Origin of the sequence: Shewanella corallii, from assembly GCF_023349125.1 — a bacterium.
GTDB classification, from domain to species: Bacteria; Pseudomonadota; Gammaproteobacteria; order Enterobacterales; family Shewanellaceae; genus Shewanella; species Shewanella corallii.
The window spans coordinates 206,301-222,589 of sequence record NZ_JAKIKT010000003.1; the positions used below are offsets into that span (position 1 = coordinate 206,301).

General features: G+C 49.5%; 14 protein-coding genes and 1 pseudogene. 8 read left to right on the top strand and 7 right to left on the bottom strand.

Going from position 1 to position 16,289, the window contains the following annotated elements:
* The first annotated feature begins 75 nt into the window (after positions 1-75).
* From metE to L2725_RS10100, 3 genes are all read left to right on the top strand, one after another.
* Positions 76-2,364, top strand: a complete 2,289-nt coding sequence (gene metE / locus L2725_RS10090; RefSeq protein WP_249248842.1) for a 5-methyltetrahydropteroyltriglutamate--homocysteine S-methyltransferase — start codon at positions 76-78, stop codon at positions 2,362-2,364.
* A 405-nt stretch (positions 2,365-2,769) separates the two neighbouring features.
* On the top strand, positions 2,770-3,180 hold the full coding sequence (gloA, locus tag L2725_RS10095; protein ID WP_115138460.1) for a lactoylglutathione lyase: 411 nt from the start codon (positions 2,770-2,772) through the stop codon (positions 3,178-3,180).
* Positions 3,181-3,445: 265 nt separating this feature from the next.
* The gene (locus tag L2725_RS10100; protein WP_249248843.1) at positions 3,446-4,315 is read left to right on the top strand and encodes a GGDEF domain-containing protein; all 870 of its coding nucleotides are present in this window, start codon (positions 3,446-3,448) and stop codon (positions 4,313-4,315) included.
* Positions 4,316-4,338: 23 nt separating this feature from the next.
* On the opposite strand, the gene L2725_RS10105 is transcribed toward L2725_RS10100, so the two are convergent.
* The 4 genes from L2725_RS10105 to L2725_RS10120 form a co-directional block, all read right to left on the bottom strand.
* A complete protein-coding gene (locus L2725_RS10105) occupies positions 4,339-6,162 on the bottom strand; it encodes a VRR-NUC domain-containing protein (RefSeq protein WP_249248844.1) in 1,824 nt (607 codons plus the stop codon).
* Positions 6,163-6,383: 221 nt separating this feature from the next.
* Positions 6,384-6,662, bottom strand: a complete 279-nt coding sequence (locus tag L2725_RS10110; protein ID WP_249248845.1) for a hypothetical protein — start codon at positions 6,660-6,662, stop codon at positions 6,384-6,386.
* A gap of 585 nt (positions 6,663-7,247) precedes the next feature.
* The gene (locus L2725_RS10115; RefSeq protein WP_249248846.1) at positions 7,248-7,808 is read right to left on the bottom strand and encodes a DUF7010 family protein; all 561 of its coding nucleotides are present in this window, start codon (positions 7,806-7,808) and stop codon (positions 7,248-7,250) included.
* A gap of 86 nt (positions 7,809-7,894) precedes the next feature.
* Positions 7,895-8,062: a hypothetical protein gene (locus L2725_RS10120; protein WP_249248848.1), complete on the bottom strand. Its 168-nt coding sequence runs from the start codon at positions 8,060-8,062 to the stop codon at positions 7,895-7,897.
* Positions 8,063-8,168: 106 nt separating this feature from the next.
* Between L2725_RS10120 and L2725_RS10125 the strand changes: the two genes are divergently transcribed.
* Complete coding sequence (locus tag L2725_RS10125) at positions 8,169-8,588, top strand: secondary thiamine-phosphate synthase enzyme YjbQ (RefSeq protein ID WP_249248849.1); 420 nt, start codon at positions 8,169-8,171, stop codon at positions 8,586-8,588.
* 80 nt (positions 8,589-8,668) lie between these two features.
* Here the strand turns inward: L2725_RS10125 and L2725_RS10130 are convergent, their stop codons facing one another.
* From L2725_RS10130 to L2725_RS10140, 3 genes and pseudogenes are all read right to left on the bottom strand, one after another.
* The gene (locus tag L2725_RS10130) at positions 8,669-9,883 is read right to left on the bottom strand and encodes an RsmB/NOP family class I SAM-dependent RNA methyltransferase (protein WP_249248850.1); all 1,215 of its coding nucleotides are present in this window, start codon (positions 9,881-9,883) and stop codon (positions 8,669-8,671) included.
* A 151-nt stretch (positions 9,884-10,034) separates the two neighbouring features.
* Positions 10,035-11,186, bottom strand: coding sequence for a cupin domain-containing protein (locus tag L2725_RS10135; RefSeq protein WP_249248851.1), 1,152 nt, complete (start codon positions 11,184-11,186; stop codon positions 10,035-10,037).
* Positions 11,187-11,391: 205 nt separating this feature from the next.
* A pseudogene (locus L2725_RS10140) lies at positions 11,392-12,003 on the bottom strand (DUF3334 family protein); the annotation flags it as partial.
* 194 nt (positions 12,004-12,197) lie between these two features.
* On the opposite strand from L2725_RS10140, the gene L2725_RS10145 reads away from it, so the two are divergent.
* From L2725_RS10145 to ptsP, 4 genes are all read left to right on the top strand, one after another.
* The gene (locus L2725_RS10145) at positions 12,198-13,757 is read left to right on the top strand and encodes a methyl-accepting chemotaxis protein (RefSeq protein WP_249248852.1); all 1,560 of its coding nucleotides are present in this window, start codon (positions 12,198-12,200) and stop codon (positions 13,755-13,757) included.
* 136 nt (positions 13,758-13,893) lie between these two features.
* Positions 13,894-14,277 (top strand): ACT domain-containing protein, encoded by a 384-nt coding sequence (locus L2725_RS10150; protein ID WP_249248853.1) that lies wholly within the window; start codon positions 13,894-13,896, stop codon positions 14,275-14,277.
* An 11-nt stretch (positions 14,278-14,288) separates the two neighbouring features.
* Complete coding sequence (locus tag L2725_RS10155) at positions 14,289-14,555, top strand: HPr family phosphocarrier protein (protein ID WP_249248854.1); 267 nt, start codon at positions 14,289-14,291, stop codon at positions 14,553-14,555.
* A gap of 4 nt (positions 14,556-14,559) precedes the next feature.
* Positions 14,560-16,281, top strand: coding sequence for a phosphoenolpyruvate--protein phosphotransferase (ptsP, locus tag L2725_RS10160; RefSeq protein ID WP_249248855.1), 1,722 nt, complete (start codon positions 14,560-14,562; stop codon positions 16,279-16,281).
* The last annotated feature ends 8 nt before the right edge of the window (positions 16,282-16,289 follow it).

Genomic DNA, 16,289 nt, shown 5'->3' on the forward strand with positions numbered 1-16,289 from the left:
AGTTGCCACTAGAATGCATTAAGACATCTAGCCATCTAAATGTCCAATTTTATACAGACTGATTAAGGATTGATGATGACCACAGTACATAACCTCGGCTTTCCCCGTATTGGCGGCAAACGGCAATTAAAATTCGCACTGGAGAAGTTCTGGCAAGGCGACACCGACAGCCAGGCGCTGGAGCAACAGGCACAGACCTGTTTTGAAGAAAACCTCAGACTGCAGGCCAATCTTGATTTCCAGCCCGTTGGCGATTTCTCCCTTTATGATCATGTACTGGACCACTCAGTGATGTTTGGCAATATCCCTGAGCGCTTTGTGTCTGAATCTGATACTGATCTGCAGCGCTATTTCCGTATCGCCAGGGGGCGCTCTCCTCAGGACGAAGAACAACAGCACACCTGCGCAGCCGAAATGACCAAGTGGTTTGATACCAACTACCACTACATAGTGCCTGAGTTCGACAAACAGACTGAGTTCTCACTCAACGATAAACCACTGCTGAAACAGATCCACCAGGCAAGATCCCAGGGCTATACACCCAAACCTGTGCTGATTGGCCCCCTTACCTATCTACTGCTCGGCAAGCCGAAAGATGAGGTAGACCCACTGTCATTATTGGATAAACTGCTGCCTCAGTATCTGCAGTTGCTGATTAACATTGAGCGCTGTGGAGTGGAATGGGTACAAATTGACGAGCCCGCACTGGTCACTGAGTTATCACCCGAATGGCAACAGGCCTATCATGTCGCCTACCAGGCGTTGGCTAAATGCCATATCAGGATTCTGCTGACCACCTACTTTGGCACCTTGCAGCAAAACCTCAAGCTGGCCACCCAGCTGCCGGTAGCGGGGTTGCATCTTGATGCTGTCCGCGGGCACAGCGAAGTAAAGCAGGTACTCGCATGTTTGCCGTCTGACAAAGTACTGTCACTGGGAGTCATTGATGGCCGCAATATCTGGAAAACTGATCTCAGCGCCATTCTGGATTGGCTGGAGCCTGTTGCCCGGGAATTAAAACAGCGCCTTTGGATTGCCCCCAGTTGTTCACTACTGCATGTCCCGGTGGACCTGGATAGCGAGACTCAACTGGATCCGGAAATCAAACGCTGGCTGGCGTTTGCCACACAAAAGCTGGATGAATTGAAGATTCTTGGAGATGCACTCAACAAAGGACGGGATGCAGTCGCAAGCGAACTGAAGGCCAACCAGCAAGCTGTTGACTCACGACGCCAATCAGAACGTGTGCATAAGGCTCACGTCAAACAGGCTGTCAGCACTATCACAGATAGGCACCTGAGGCGCCAATCAACATTTGATAAACGAATTCGCCTTCAAAAGCAGGCATTAAACCTGCCTTTGTATCCCACTACGACCATAGGCTCATTCCCACAAACATCGGACATCCGTGGGCTGCGTCGCAACTACAAACAAGGCCATTTGTCTTTGACTGAATACGAGCAGGCCATTAAAGCTGTCATTGCTGATTGTGTTGATAAGCAAGAACAACTGGGTCTGGATGTACTGGTTCATGGTGAAGCTGAACGCAACGATATGGTTGAGTATTTCGGTGAGCAGCTCGACGGCTTTACCTTCAGTCAATTTGGCTGGGTGCAGTCCTATGGCTCCCGTTGTGTGAAGCCACCAATTATCTACGGTGATGTGTCAAGGCCCAAGCCAATGACTGTCGATTGGATCACCTATGCCCAATCCCTGACAAATAAGCCGCTGAAGGGCATGCTTACCGGCCCTGTCACTATACTTAACTGGTCTTTTGTGCGTGATGATCAACCCAGAGCGGAAACCTGCCGTCAGATAGCCCTCGCCATTCGCGAAGAGGTCACGGAACTTGAGCAGGCAGGTATCGGCATTATTCAGATAGATGAAGCCGCTCTTCGGGAGGGCTTGCCATTGCGCAGAGCTGAGTGGAGTGAGTATCTTAACTGGACCGTCAATGCGTTCCGTCTGTGCGCCAATGGGGTTGATGATGGCACTCAAATTCACACCCATATGTGTTACTCACAGTTCAATGACATTATCGAGTCCATCGCGTTACTGGATGCCGATGTCATCAGCATTGAAACCTCACGTTCAGATATGCAGCTGCTGGATGCCTTTAATGACTTCAGTTACCCCAACGAGATAGGTCCGGGCGTATATGACATTCACTCGCCCAACACTCCTGAAGTGGAAAATATGGTGGACCTGTTACAACAAGCCGCCAAAAGATTGCCCGAAGACAAACTCTGGGTGAATCCAGACTGCGGATTGAAAACCCGTCGCTGGGAAGAGGTGTTACCCGCGTTGAGGAATATGGTGGATGCAGCGAGACAACTGCGCCAGCAAGAAAGCGCCGCAGCATAATGACTGAGTCATTTAGCTGGAAGTTGGCTGAATACCTGTAGGCCCCAAAGACAAAAAACCGCTCCTGTGAGCGGTTTTTTAGACTGGAAAGTTTCCAATCAAAACATTGACACGAAAAATGCTGCAAAAATCACTGCAATTACAGCTACGGTACCCAGTGCCATTTTCAATTCTGTTGCCATGCCCAATCAATACTCCCTGTTATAGTGCGTCTTCATTATTACCAGCAGCAATTGTGATTCCCACGATGAACATCTGATTTTGTGACCTGGTTCAGAAAAAGCTGCACTTGTGCCAGTTACCGGGCTGATACAACACAAGCCGCTGGCAAAACGACTATCAATCAGGACATTACCGAGAAGGCTTTGGTATACTCGCCCCACTACTAACAAGGAGTGAATTAGCATGTCACAAATCCTGCATACCATGGTACGTGTTGGCAATCTGGAGCGAAGCATCGCATTTTACACCCAGGTGCTTGGCATGAAACTACTGCGTCAATCTGAAAACCCTGAGTATAAGTACACCCTGGCGTTTGTTGGTTATGGTGAAGAGTCCACCGGTCAGGCAGTGATTGAACTGACCTATAACTGGGGAACCGAGGAATATGATCTGGGCACAGGTTTTGGCCATATAGCCATAGGTGCAGCTGACATTTATGCCCAATGCGACGCGATTCGTGCAGCCGGTGGAAAAATCACTCGCGAGCCTGGCCCTGTGGCTGGCGGTACCACCGAAATCGCGTTTGTCGAAGATCCTGATGGATACAAGATTGAGCTGATCCAGATGAGCAGTGCCGAAAAAGGCCTGGGATAATACGGTATTGATTGCACGCAGTTGGGATAACCAACTGCGTTTTTATAACAGATTTTTGGTAAAGCCCTTCTCGTCTGCCATATTTAAAGGAGACTGACAGGTCAGACATTGTAAAGGAGACGACAGTATCGAATCACCTGCTGACAATCCTGCACTATACCTTCCTAAAAATATCAGTATTGCCACTCATTTAGTGGCGATAGCTATTCTTTCGAGCTTTTCAGTCTACAGAATTTACTCCGAACTTTATGGTATCGCTGCGGTATTGACCCTTTCAGCTTTGGTGCTGGCCTGGTCGGCCTGGCTGGAGTGGCGGGACAAACCCAGTCTGAAGATGAAACAGGTGAGCCTGGGTGTAACCTCCCTTGCCGTCTGTTTTGCTTGTTACACCATGGGTTATAAAGGGATGATCTATATCTTCCCCATCAGCTTTATCTACTTCATGCTGTTTCCCTGGTTGCAGGCACTCATATTCACAGCTTGTTTTTGTGTGATAGCACTCTATGCCGGCAGCTTTACAGAACCTATGCCGGTCTGGGCCAGATACAGTTTCGCGGTATTCAACAATCTGATCTTTGCGGCACTGCTGGCGCGTGTGGTAGCCCAACAAAAAGCCATGTTGGTTGACGTTGCCAAAACCGACGAGTTAACCGGATGCCTGAACCGCAAGGCCCTTATTCCGGACCTGCAGGAAGCCATAGATGATTTTCATCAAAAACAGAAGTGCAGCGTAATCCTGCTGATAGATATTGATCATTTCAAATCGATTAATGACACCTATGGTCATCTCTACGGCGACCTGGTGTTGCAGAATTTCGCCGAACATATCAAGGTGCAGCTCCCCAAAGATACCCGTGTATATCGATATGGAGGTGAAGAGTTCCTGGTGCTGCTCAATGGCTACAATATCAACCGATCGATTGCGCTGGCCAACCCCATGTTACAGATGATTCTGCCCGGTGATCAGCGCTGGCCACCATTGAAAGTCACCTGCAGTATCGGGATTGCAGCATTCAGCAAAGGTAATTCACTTGAGTTGTGGCTGAAACATGCAGATGAAGCTCTTTATGAGGCCAAGTCTCAGGGACGTCACCGGGTCAAATTAGCCGATGCATTGAACACTCAGCTGGCCTGAATGCAAACAGCCCCGTCCCGCGCTCAGCGCCCGAACGATTCAAACTCATCACTCCAGCTCAGATAGCACAAGTGACTCCCTAGCCCCAACGCAGCAAGCTTGCTTAGCCAAATGCCCTGATTGTCCCTCAGGCTGTCTCCCGGCCCTTTCACTTCAACCCACTCCAATCTGACACCCGCAGATGTATCACACGCCACCAGCAGATCCGGCATACCCGAGCGCATAAATCTGGGGTCATTGAGGATCAGCCGCATCAGCTCAGTAATTTGTTTGGCTGAAAGAGTCTCGAGCAACAAATGGATCAGCTCTGGTTTCAGCCACCTCCAGTTTACCCAGGCATTGGCAATGCCCTGCCTAGTATTCAGATGCTGTTCTATCGAGCTGTAGTTACCATCTGACAGCTCTGCCAGCCTCTGGTCAATGAGGGCTTCCCTACGTGGTTTAAACTCGGGATGAAACATATCCAGTGGCGCTGCCTGGAATGGGTGAACAAACTGTCCTTTCCGGCGGGCAAAAATGATATCCCAGAACGCCAGACCGAACAGCGCACAAAGGAGTTGATTCTCAGCATATACAGCCCTGGCCTCATAGTCTTGCCAGCCATACAGATTGATATAGTCAACCAGACTTTGCTCGGCGCTGCCTGACTGAGGTATTTCCAGCCGGTGGACACCAACGCCAACACTGTCCAGTTTAAGGGCTTTCAATGCCTGAGAACACATGACCTCAGGCAAAGCGATATTCGCTTTTTTTGCCTTGTTGCCCAGACGCCTGGCCAGACGTTTAAGACACTCCAGCTCTTCAGATTCACGTTCAAGGTAACTGCTCCCATCAGTAAACTCCGGCTCGAGGAATGAAGACAATAAAACCACAGCCTCATCCAGCCGCTCCAGCTGTTCAAGACAACGTACCGCTCGCTCTCTTGCCGGTGGCAGGCTGGTTAATTGATACAGGCGCAGCGCGGTTTCATACTCCCCCATACGTTCTAGTTGTCTTGCTACCGCGTTTCGACAACGCTCGAGTTTACCTTTCAACGGCAAACTCATGGCATCTGTAGCCTCCATTAACGGATTTAAAATCGGATTGGTGAGTAACTGCTCAGGCATTTCAGATGCCAGCCTCTGCAATGTATCCAAATGCTGCCAACTGTCAATCTGGGCGCGGGTATCAAACTTTCTGTCTTCAGGCAAAATGGGATAAGGCTCAAAACGTTGAACACCAATATCCACCAGCACAAACTGGCTCAGTTCCTGATAGCTATTGCCAAAGTAGCAAAGCATCAGGGTTGCGACAGGTTCACGACAATTTAGCTTTACCCACGGGAAGCTTTGCCGTTTGATAATGCGCTCAAAATCCTTATCAAGTTCAGCCACCAACTGGGACTTATTAGGTTTGAAACTGGAACTCCAGCCCTCTCCGCCCTGTTCCAACAATGCTCTCAACTCAGCCAGTGTTACCCCTTTGGCAAAGTCCTCAAACGGTGGGACGTCAGCCAGCAGCATACCTTTAGCGACCAATTCATCAGCTGCAGCCTTCAGGTCTGCAATTTCGCTGTAGCTGAGCTTATCCAGGCGAAACCAGTCACCTTTACGGCACAGCAACCGAGTCAGCAGACAGGCCGCACCATGGCTTAATTCACTAAAGCCCCGAATAAACCCAAGCTCTTCAGGGGAAAGAATATCCTGATAGAGAGAGGAGACGTGAGTGAGCAAAGCCTGAAAGTGCTGCAGGTAATAATCAGGCGCCAACTGTAATTGGGCGGATGCTTCTGCATCCCGAAGAACAGTTGGTGTCAGAAGCTCTTCGCTGATGGAGTTTTGTGGTTTATTGAATGCTGAAGGGGACATGAGATGGTTGGGGAGCAAACCTACAAATCAAAATATGTAACGAGTTTAGCACCCCTGCTTTGCCAGTCACTACACAGCCACGTTTCGATATTAGATGGATTGCTGCTCAGGAGCGGGAGTTTGTATCAGGCCTTGACGTGGGGCACGCCAAGGGAACAAAGGTTTGTTCATTTCCTGAGATAGGGGTGTTAAGCGAAGACTATTATTATTTGTTTTGCCGTCTATATTTTGTCACCACTATTGGAAACTTTCATAAAGACAAATCCTATTCCAAGTACTATAAGGAAAATGATAATGGGAAATAAGCCCACAAACACAGCAGATAAACCATAGCCTGACTCAACGGCTGTGAGTTCAAAATTGTCACTCGTACCAGATAGTTGAAAAGCCGTTGGTACATAGAAAGCAGTATAGAGTGTAAAACCAACGGCAAGTAAAGCGCCTGCACCACCGATGAATGCGAGCAGTACGCCTAGTGATTTCAATAACTTGTTGTTCATAGTTGGTTCCTTTTGAAGTCCGTTTCAATGAATATTGCCATTTTTCGTTCTAGGTGGATAACGCCTAAAATCGCAGTTCCTTGCAATGTACAGAACTTATCAGTTTTCTTCCAAATGCACTATTTTGAAAAACGCCCATACGCGTTTTTCATACCTATGTTCTACTTAAATAAAACCTCAAGTCATTGAATTTAAGTAGCACTCCTGAGTGTTAATGGAAAAGTGCGAAGAGATGGACGAGAAAAATCGTTCAAAATCCTAATGATTTCAACACAACTATACATACAGTTGTGTTGAAGTTAATGAGTCAGATCACACGAGTGTATTAGTGAGAATTTCTAGGCCTACATCAACCCTGCTTGCCCGCCATATGCACCAGAAAAAGAATAAGCCCGTCAAACACCAGCATGCCGGCGTTCACCATAAATATGAGAGTTTTTGAACGCTTCATTGATTTAGCAAGTTCCGTGCCTCAGCCTACCAGGTTTAAAATCACTTCCAGCATGATAACCTTCCCTGTCATTTACTGGTTTTTCCACCAGGCATATGGTGCAGTCAGCCCACAATCCATAGCCTCCATTAATGTTAAGTTTGTACCTGAAGCTGTCTCCACCGGTGATACAACACGGCAATTGCGAATAGATAGAGCAGCACAATCACAACCGAAACCGCCAAAAATCGGGAGTCAGGAAACAAATACCAGGCAACCAATACGCATAGGGTTCTCAGCACTCCATGAACAACACCAATCCAGTGCTGAATAATCCAACTGATGGGCAGCCACATCAGGCCCGTCAGTACGCCCACTGTTAATGGTAAAGAGGTGATATCAATCAAATAGAAAGGAATAGCAATGGCATAAACCAGAAAGGACATACCCACAGTGTAAAAAAACAGGCTATCAAAGGTGTTTTTAGGTTTATCCTTACTCAGGAAGTCTTCACCGGTAAATTTGGAAATAAACATGCCCAAATACACTATCATGCCAGTGGCAATAAACAGCACAATTGACACGGAATAGGAGTCAAGAAACAGTGCACTTATGGCAACAACACTCCATGCAATCAAACCGGCAATCGGTGTCGCAATAAGTGGTCTTTGAGCAAACTCCAACCTCTGAGCTTCAAGTGTTCTCTGCGTTGGCATAATTGTTGGGTCCCCACATTTTATTAGCGTTGGTTTTAACTCACATCTAACCTACCCAGCTTCAGAGCAGATGTGAACACCACTACTCAACCCTGCTTGCCCGCCATATGCACCAGAAACAGAATAAAGGCGCCAAACAACAGCATGCCGACGATCACCATAATAGTGAGAGTTTTTGAACGCTTCATCGATTTGGCCAGAGCGGTATCTGCCCCATCCACTGACCCCAACAGAGCCAATAAAAAATCCAACACGGTAACACTCCTTGTTATTGTTTCGGGCTCACTATCAACCATAGCCTTGGCTGATTGCGTCTTTGCGATAGAATACAGTCAATTAAGTTTGCGTTGGAGTCAAAGTATGTGGAAACAAAAGGAAATTCGCCTGCAGGCCCGAAGTCGGGGATTTCATCTGGTAACAGACGAAATACTGGATCAATTGCCGGAGCTGAAAAGCTATCGTGTGGGCCTGATGAATGTGCTGATAAAACACACTTCGGCGTCGCTGACAGTGAATGAAAATGCAGATCCCAGTGTCCGGGTAGACTTTGAATCCCACTTTAACCGCATGGTGCCTGAGGATGCTCCCCACTATACCCACATCTACGAAGGCAGCGATGATATGCCGGCGCACCTGAAAGCCAGCTTATTGGGCCCTTCCCTGACCTTGCCTATTACCAATGGACGCTTGAACCTGGGCACCTGGCAAGGCATCTATCTGTGCGAACACAGGGATCACGGCGGCAGCCGCAGCCTGGTGATTACCTTGCAGGGGGAATAGCTTCATTTTGACCAAAGACCAACAACAAAAAAGGCCACACAGGTAGACTATGTGACCTTATTTCAACGAGGAAATCTGGCTTATTCAGCAATACGCTCGATACGGGCCAGATAGAAACCGTCAAAACCTGAATTTGCCGGCGTGATGGTTTCATCATCCAGCAGACGGAAGTTAGAGTGAGATGCCAGGAACTTGTCCACCTGCTCACGGTTTTCCTGCGGCATGATAGAGCATGTTGCGTATACCATCAGACCACCCACTTTTACCATCCGACTGTAGCTGTCGATAATATGGGTTTGCAGATCCATCAGTACCTGCAGACGCTCAGGTGTATCACGCCACTTGGTATCCGGATTGCGTTTAAGTACGCCCAAACCTGAGCAGGGTACATCCAGCAGCAAACGGTCAGCCGTCAGCTTCAGGCGCTTAATGGTCTTGCTGGAGGCGATAATTCTGGTTTCCACATTGTGGGCACCCGCGCGGCGGGCACGCTCTTTAAGATTGTCCAGTTTCCACTGCTCAACGTCCATGGCAAGCAATCTTCCTTTACCCTGCATTTGTGCTGCCAGGTGCAAGGTTTTACCACCTGCGCCGGCGCAGGCATCAATCACCCGCATACCTGGTTTGGCATCCAGTGCTGCCGCTACCAACTGAGAGCCAGCATCCTGCTGCTCGAACCAACCATCTTTAAAGGCCTGGGTACGGAACAGAGCTGAATTTGATTCTACTTTCAGAGCTGTCATTACATTTTCGACTTCACTGGTCTGCACGCCCTCTTTACTCAAACGTTTCGCCAGTGCGTCGCGGTCACACTTAAGCTCATTCACCCTCAGGTAGCGGGCAGGAGCCTGCCACATGGCTTCACGCTCAGCGCCCCAACTGTCACCAAGCTGCTGCTCACCCAGATCATTGAGCCACTGCGGACAACCATCCCACAATGCCGGGTCAGATTTAGCCTGCTCGATACGACTCTCCAGCTCCTTATCTTCCAATACTTCGCAGTAACGGAATTTAGGGACATCCAGCTTGTGGAATCTGTGCCATACATTCAACAGCAAGGTGCCCTTTTGACCGACCTGCTCTGGGGTCATGTTGGCCAGGAAACAGTACAGATTCAGGCGACGCATAATGTCACCCGCCACCTGAGTGATCTCGGCCTGTGCCTGAGGTGCCATTTTCAGGCCGGAGAATGCCAGGGAATAAGCACGGTCCAGAGGACGGTTATCACACAGGGCACTGGTCAGTACCTGGATAACCAGGTCAGCCGCAGACGCGGACAGAGAGGATTTCAACATATCAAATACCAGTAGGTATGGTCCGGGAAGAGAAAACCGGGGGATCATAGGGGCTGAGACGACGGTTAGCAACCAGCCAGCAATAAAAAAGCCGGGGTATTGGCCTGATTGGTTCAGGTTATGCCCCGGCCTTATCGACAGTTAAGCAGTATCAATCCTGATCGTCGGCATCGAAATACCAATAGCCTTGCGAGATCCAGCCTGTCATCAGCTCAATCACCTGATCGTTATCCAGCCATGGGCGCAGTTGCTCCCACTCAAGCTGTGGGCAGTTACACAGCAGCGGAATTAAACCTGCACATTCACCCGGCACTTTGATTGCCTCACCATTAAGGTAAAACATGCCTTTGCGGTAATTATGCTCGAAGTAATGACAACGCAATCCGCCCAGACGGGTCAACGATTCGCTTTGGAGTTGGTCCAGCCACTCATCGGCAGACACGTCCCAGGCTTCTTCAAACAGGTCCAACGAGCATTTGGAGTTGGTCAGCATACGGCCAGCAAAATCACTGATGCAATCATCAGTCAGGGCATTCAGCAGTTGCTCGCGAATACGGGCCAGATCACTGTTGTCTATGCATCCGGAGGTATTTGTCACTGTGCGGTCAGGATCTTCGATCTGCGCCTTACCCATCTCATTATCAATCAGATAATCGGCAAATGCGCTGAACATATCCCTGGCGGATGCGGTTCTGAAGCCAACCGAAAAGCTCATGGACGCTTCCAGAGTCACGCCGTCGTGAGGGAAGCCCGGTGGCAGATAGAGGATGTCGCCCGGCTCAAGCTCTACATCGATAATAGGCTCGAATGGATCTGTGTGCAGCAGGGCTTCGTGAGCGGCAAATTCGCGGTGCTCACCCTTATCACCGACTCGCCAACGACGACGGCCAGAGCCCTGACAGATGAATACGTCATACAAGTCGATATGGGGACCTACACCGCCGCCCGGTACCGCGAAGCTCACCATGACATCGTCGAAACGCCAGCGTGGGATAAAATCAAATTGACGAGCCAGTTTTTCCGCTTCAGGAACCCAATTATTCAGCGCCTGAACCACCAGTGTCCAGCCCTCTTCGCCCAAATGATCGTAGGACTCAAATGGGCCAAACGCAGCCTGCCACTTTTCGCCTTCACGCCAAATAAGACGTGACTCGACTTCCTCTTCCATCGCCATACCGGCCATTTCATCCGCCGTCAGCAGATCCTTGAAGTTTTTGAAACCCTGGCGGATAACCACTGGCTTCTTCTGCCAGTATTCAGCCAGAAATTGCTCTGGAGTCAGATTGTTCAAATTCAGTTGCATCAAAGTCGCCCTGTTGCGTTAACGGCATTACGTGCGCCAACGGCATTGAAAGCACGCCAGTGGCAGGAAAAAAGGGCACGCATGCTAACAGGAAGTGCAACCAAACAATGTGAGCAAGATCACGGCGACTTTGATTACATCATTTGTCGGGTATAAAAAATGCGCAGCCAGGCTGCGCATTTTCGCTTAACTCCAATATTCCCTAGGAACCATGTTTGGCCAGCAGAACATCAGGATCATAATCTTCTTCAGGATCAGGCTCCTCCAGACGGACAAACTCACTCTTATCCATGGAGAACTCCATATAGAAGGTGTGATTGTCTTCGGTCATAAAGGCCATGCGACTCATCACGGGGTTATCCAGATTAGCATCGATGGAGATATTCAGAGCCTTGTTGATGGACAGCATCTTGGGCTGGCTTTGATTGATTGAAGTTTGCAGCTCGCGGGATACTTTAAAGATAAAGTCGCCGATAATCTGATTGGTCAGCTCACCCATGACGTTACTGACGTCATCAGAGGTGTGAGTAAAGGCCAGCTCGCTCTCTTTGAAGTTCATATTCAGCATGTATTTACGGTAGATTTCCACCGCAGCTTCACCACTGAAGTTCAGCAACACCAGTCCCGAAAAACCACCATCGAATACTGAAAAACAACCAATATCCGGCTTGAGTTTGGTCTGACTGATACGGCGCACCATACCCGAGTGTCTTATTGTTGAATCTGTCGTATTGGACAGCACTTCAGACACGCTGCGGCAAAGGGTCAGTAATATATCATCTGAAGTCACCACTTCCGGTGAGGCTATTGCATTCATGATTCTTTCCATCTGCTGTAAAAGGAGTTTCCTATCAATAAAGCGTAGTCGCAAAAAAATGAATTCAGCAGCTAATTTTTCATAATATGCAAATTAAAGTGCCACAGGGTTAACATTTTTAACCCATTAAGATTAACAACTTGAGTCAATTCATTAAGATGGGCTTTCTTATGTGATGAAGGGAACTCATATCCATGTTGCTATTGAGACAACTCACGATTCTGCAACGCCTTATTCTGATGTTGGTACTCGCCGCCATAGGTACCTTTGTGTTCGCCTCTTTCTCCATTCTTGAGCAGCGCAGTAATCTGCAGCATCAACAAAACAAACAGATCCGCGAGCAGTTGGATACCGGAGTGAGCCTGCTCAACGCTCTGGCATCAACCGGGATCGCGCCAAAAACCTTAGTTGAGGGTTTAAAATATGGACAGAGTGGCAACTTTGTATTGCTTGGTCCAAATGGAAATCCTCTTGGGGAAACCGAAGCTCTGAGCAGTAAAGTAAGTCGGTCGCAGTGGCAAAAACTGGCAGCTTCAGCACGGTCAAACGGCTATGCAGAAACTCAGGTTGAGATCAGCTTTCAAGGCAAAACCGACACTCTGATTATTGGTGCCAAACCTGCCGCCAATCATGTATTGGCCACCTGGGGTCTGGAAAGTGACATTAATGAGATCATGATTTCTCTGGCAGTGAACTATCTCATCATTATGTTGATTATCTCCCTTCCTATCTTTGGATTCTTTCTGGTCCTGAATCGCTCTATCAGCCAGCCATTGGGACAAGCCATTGCTGCAATGGAGAATATCGCAAGGGGCGATGCAGACTTAACTCAACGCCTGGACACCTCAGGCCGGGATGAGGTCGCGCAGCTCAGCCTGGCTTTCAATGAGTTCGTCTCCAACCTTGGTCAAACCATAAGTCAGCTACAGCCCTTGGGGAGTAATCTGGACCAGGAGTCCGGCCGCCTGCAGCAGGCCGTTCAGGATGCCAACCACAGTGCAGAACATGTTCACCGGGAAACCTCTGCTGTGGCGGTTGTCGTCAAGCAGATGCTGACAACTACACAGGAGATGGCAGCCAATACCCAGCATGCAGCAGACTCAGCAGCCAGTGTCAGAGTACAGGCGGATACCAGCCTGGAGATGATGAGTCACACCACTCAAAAGATCAGGGTGCTTGGGCAGGAACTCAGCCAAAGCCGCACAGTAACTGAGTCACTGGAGCACGCCAGTAATCGTATCGGGGATATTCTGAACGTTATTCAGGGCATCTCTGAGCAAACTAACCTGCTGGCATTAAATGCAGCCATTGAAGCGGCCAGAGCCGGTGCTCAGGGACGCGGCTTTGCAGTAGTGGCTGACGAAGTTCGGGCTCTGGCCAACCGAACTCAATCCTCCACCGAGCAGATCCAACTTATTATTAAGGAGATCCAGCAGGGGGTGACTGCGGTGCTGACCAGCAACCAGACGACACAGGAGCAATCAAAACAGCTGCAGCAGCAGGCCGACAATGTCGCCGAGGCGATGGAAGCTATCCTTGCTTTGGTTAATCAGATAAGTGATATGAACACTCAGCTTGCCAGTGCCACTGAAGAGCAGTCACTGGTGACCGCAGAAATCAGCCGTAACGTCAGTAATATCAGTGAACTGACCGAGGTGTCGCTGCAGGCCAATCAAAGTAACGCCAAGGCATCGAGCGCGCTGCAAATCATGAGTGAGCAGATAACCAAAGGCCTGGGCCACTTTAAAGCCTGAATACGGGCCCGGCATTGCCGGGCCTTCTCTTCCCCTTCCCTTCAAGGAATCTTTTGCCCTGCCTACGCCGCTATACGCAAATTGATATTGTGTTAAGCTTGAGGTGACTTTCATTTCACCGAGAGAGGGAGCCCAGGTGAGACTGACACTAGCTGTTCACGCGCAACTTTATACCATTCACAGCTTCAGTCCGGATACGGAGATTCCGGCGTCGATTTTTTCTCAACCTATGTTCTTTATTGGCAAAACCCGGGAAGAGCTTTCTGTGGTCGTGCCATCGGATCTTGCTCTGGAGAGTCTTGAGCAAGAGGACGACTGGCGCTGCCTTGAGATCCTGGGGCCACTGGGATTCTCCATGACAGGTATTCTTTCGCGTATCTCCACCACGCTGGCAGAAGCCAACATCAGTATTTTTGCCATATCTACCTTTGACACTGACTACATTCTGGTAAAAAAAGACACACTTGAAGCCGCCAAGGCTGCGCTTAAACAAAAGCAGTATCAGGTTATTGATTATTAGCAGGCACTTCCATGACCGCAGTCCATCGCCAATCCTTGATCATTAAAGCCAGGCATGGCATCCATACCCGCCCCGGCGCCCTTTTTGTTAAAGCGGCCAAAGGGTTTGAAGCCGATATCCGACTGGCGTGCGACGGCAAAGAAGCCAATGGTAAAAGCCTGTTTAAACTGCAAACCCTGCCCCTGAGCTGCGGCGCACAGGTAGAGATTATTGCGTCGGGTCAGGATGCACATCAGGCAGTAGAAGCCCTGGCAGCACTGCTAAGTGAGTTGGAATAACAATATGGGCCGCATTGCTCAAGGAACCGGAGTATCTGCTGGTATCGCCTTTGGCACCGCTCTGGTGTTACCGCCACCATCGGATATTGACGCCAATCAGCGAATCAAACCAGCCGACGTTGCCAATCAGCAATCGGCCTTTAATTCAGCTTGCCAATCCCTCATTTCTCAATTAACACCACTGCTGGAGCAGTTTGAAGAAAGCTCCCCACAGGGGCAGCTGATTGAAGCAGAGCTCATGCTGCTTGAAGATGAAGAATTCACTGACGCGGTTCATCAGGCTATTTCCACCCTCAGATTGCCCGCTCACCTCGCGGTAGACAGAATTGTCCAGCAGCATGCAGATGAGCTGGAAGCACTGGAAGATGAATACCTTGCCGCCAGAGCCAAAGATATTTTGAGTCTGGGGCAACGCCTTGTGAGGCAACTGCGTGGTGAGCAACTGCCGGATCTCAATGCCTTAGAGCGCGACACCATACTGATCGCCAGGGATATGACTCCGGCAGAATTTGCCGCACTGCCGATGAAGTCCATTAAAGGACTGGTGCTGATTGAAGGCGGACTGACAAGCCACACAGCCATTCTGGCCAGAGCCGCTGGCATACCAGCCCTGCTTAGCTGCCGCATTGAGCCGGGAGAAGTGAGTTCCGGAGACAGTGTTATCCTCAATGCCAACGAGCAAACCCTGCATATTTCGCCATCAGCCAATACCATTTCAGAATTGAAAAAGTCTCTGGCTCAGTTTCAGGCGAGACAGGATGCGCTGGCTGAGCTGATAGACAGGGAGTGTGTCACCCGGGATGGTACCCCAGTGCCTCTGTTGGCCAATGTCGGTTGTAAAGCCGATATCGATCAGCTGTTGGCTCTTAATGGCGCAGGCGTTGGCTTGTTGCGGACCGAGCTGATGCTGCTCAATGCCGAGCAGTTGCCTGATGAAGAGGAGCAGTACAAAGCCTACCTGGATTGTTTACTGCAGTTGGACGGCAAACCTTTTACAGTTAGAACCATGGATATTGGCGCAGACAAAGTAGTGGCCGCACTGAAGTTACCTAAAGAGCCCAATCCGGCGTTGGGCCTCAGGGGAATAAGGTACAGCTATACCCACCCGGATCTGTTCCGTAGTCAGCTCAGAGCACTGCTCAGAGTCGCCAACCATGGTCCGGTCAGGCTGATGTTCCCCATGATCAACCAGGTAGAAGAGTTGGACTGGGTGCTGACCGAGCTGGAATCGTGCCGGCAATTACTATTGCAAAATGAACAAGGCTATGGAGAGATCGCCTTGGGGATTGTCGTCGAAACTCCGGCGGCGGCCCTGAATCTGGAAAGCATGTTACCTGAGCTTGATTTTATCAGCATAGGGACCAACGACCTGACCCAATACACCATGGCTGCAGACCGTATGCAGCCAGAAATTACCCGCGCCTTCCCGACCCTGTCACCTCCCCTGCTAAGGTTAATCAAGCACTGTATCGATGCTGCACATCAATACGGACTGCCTGTATCTATGTGCGGAGAACTGGCAGGAAACCCTCAAGCCACGGCGTTACTGCTGGGATTGGGACTGGATGAGTTCAGCCTGAGCCCCAGCGGACTGCTGGAAGTCAAAGCAAAGGTTCTTGAAACCGATATGGAAGCCGCTGGCCTCATTGCTGAAAAAGCGCTCAAATGTCGACGTTTGGATGAACTGAAGGCCTGCATTGCCCCTGTCAATTCCACCTCTGATTGAGTATCCTG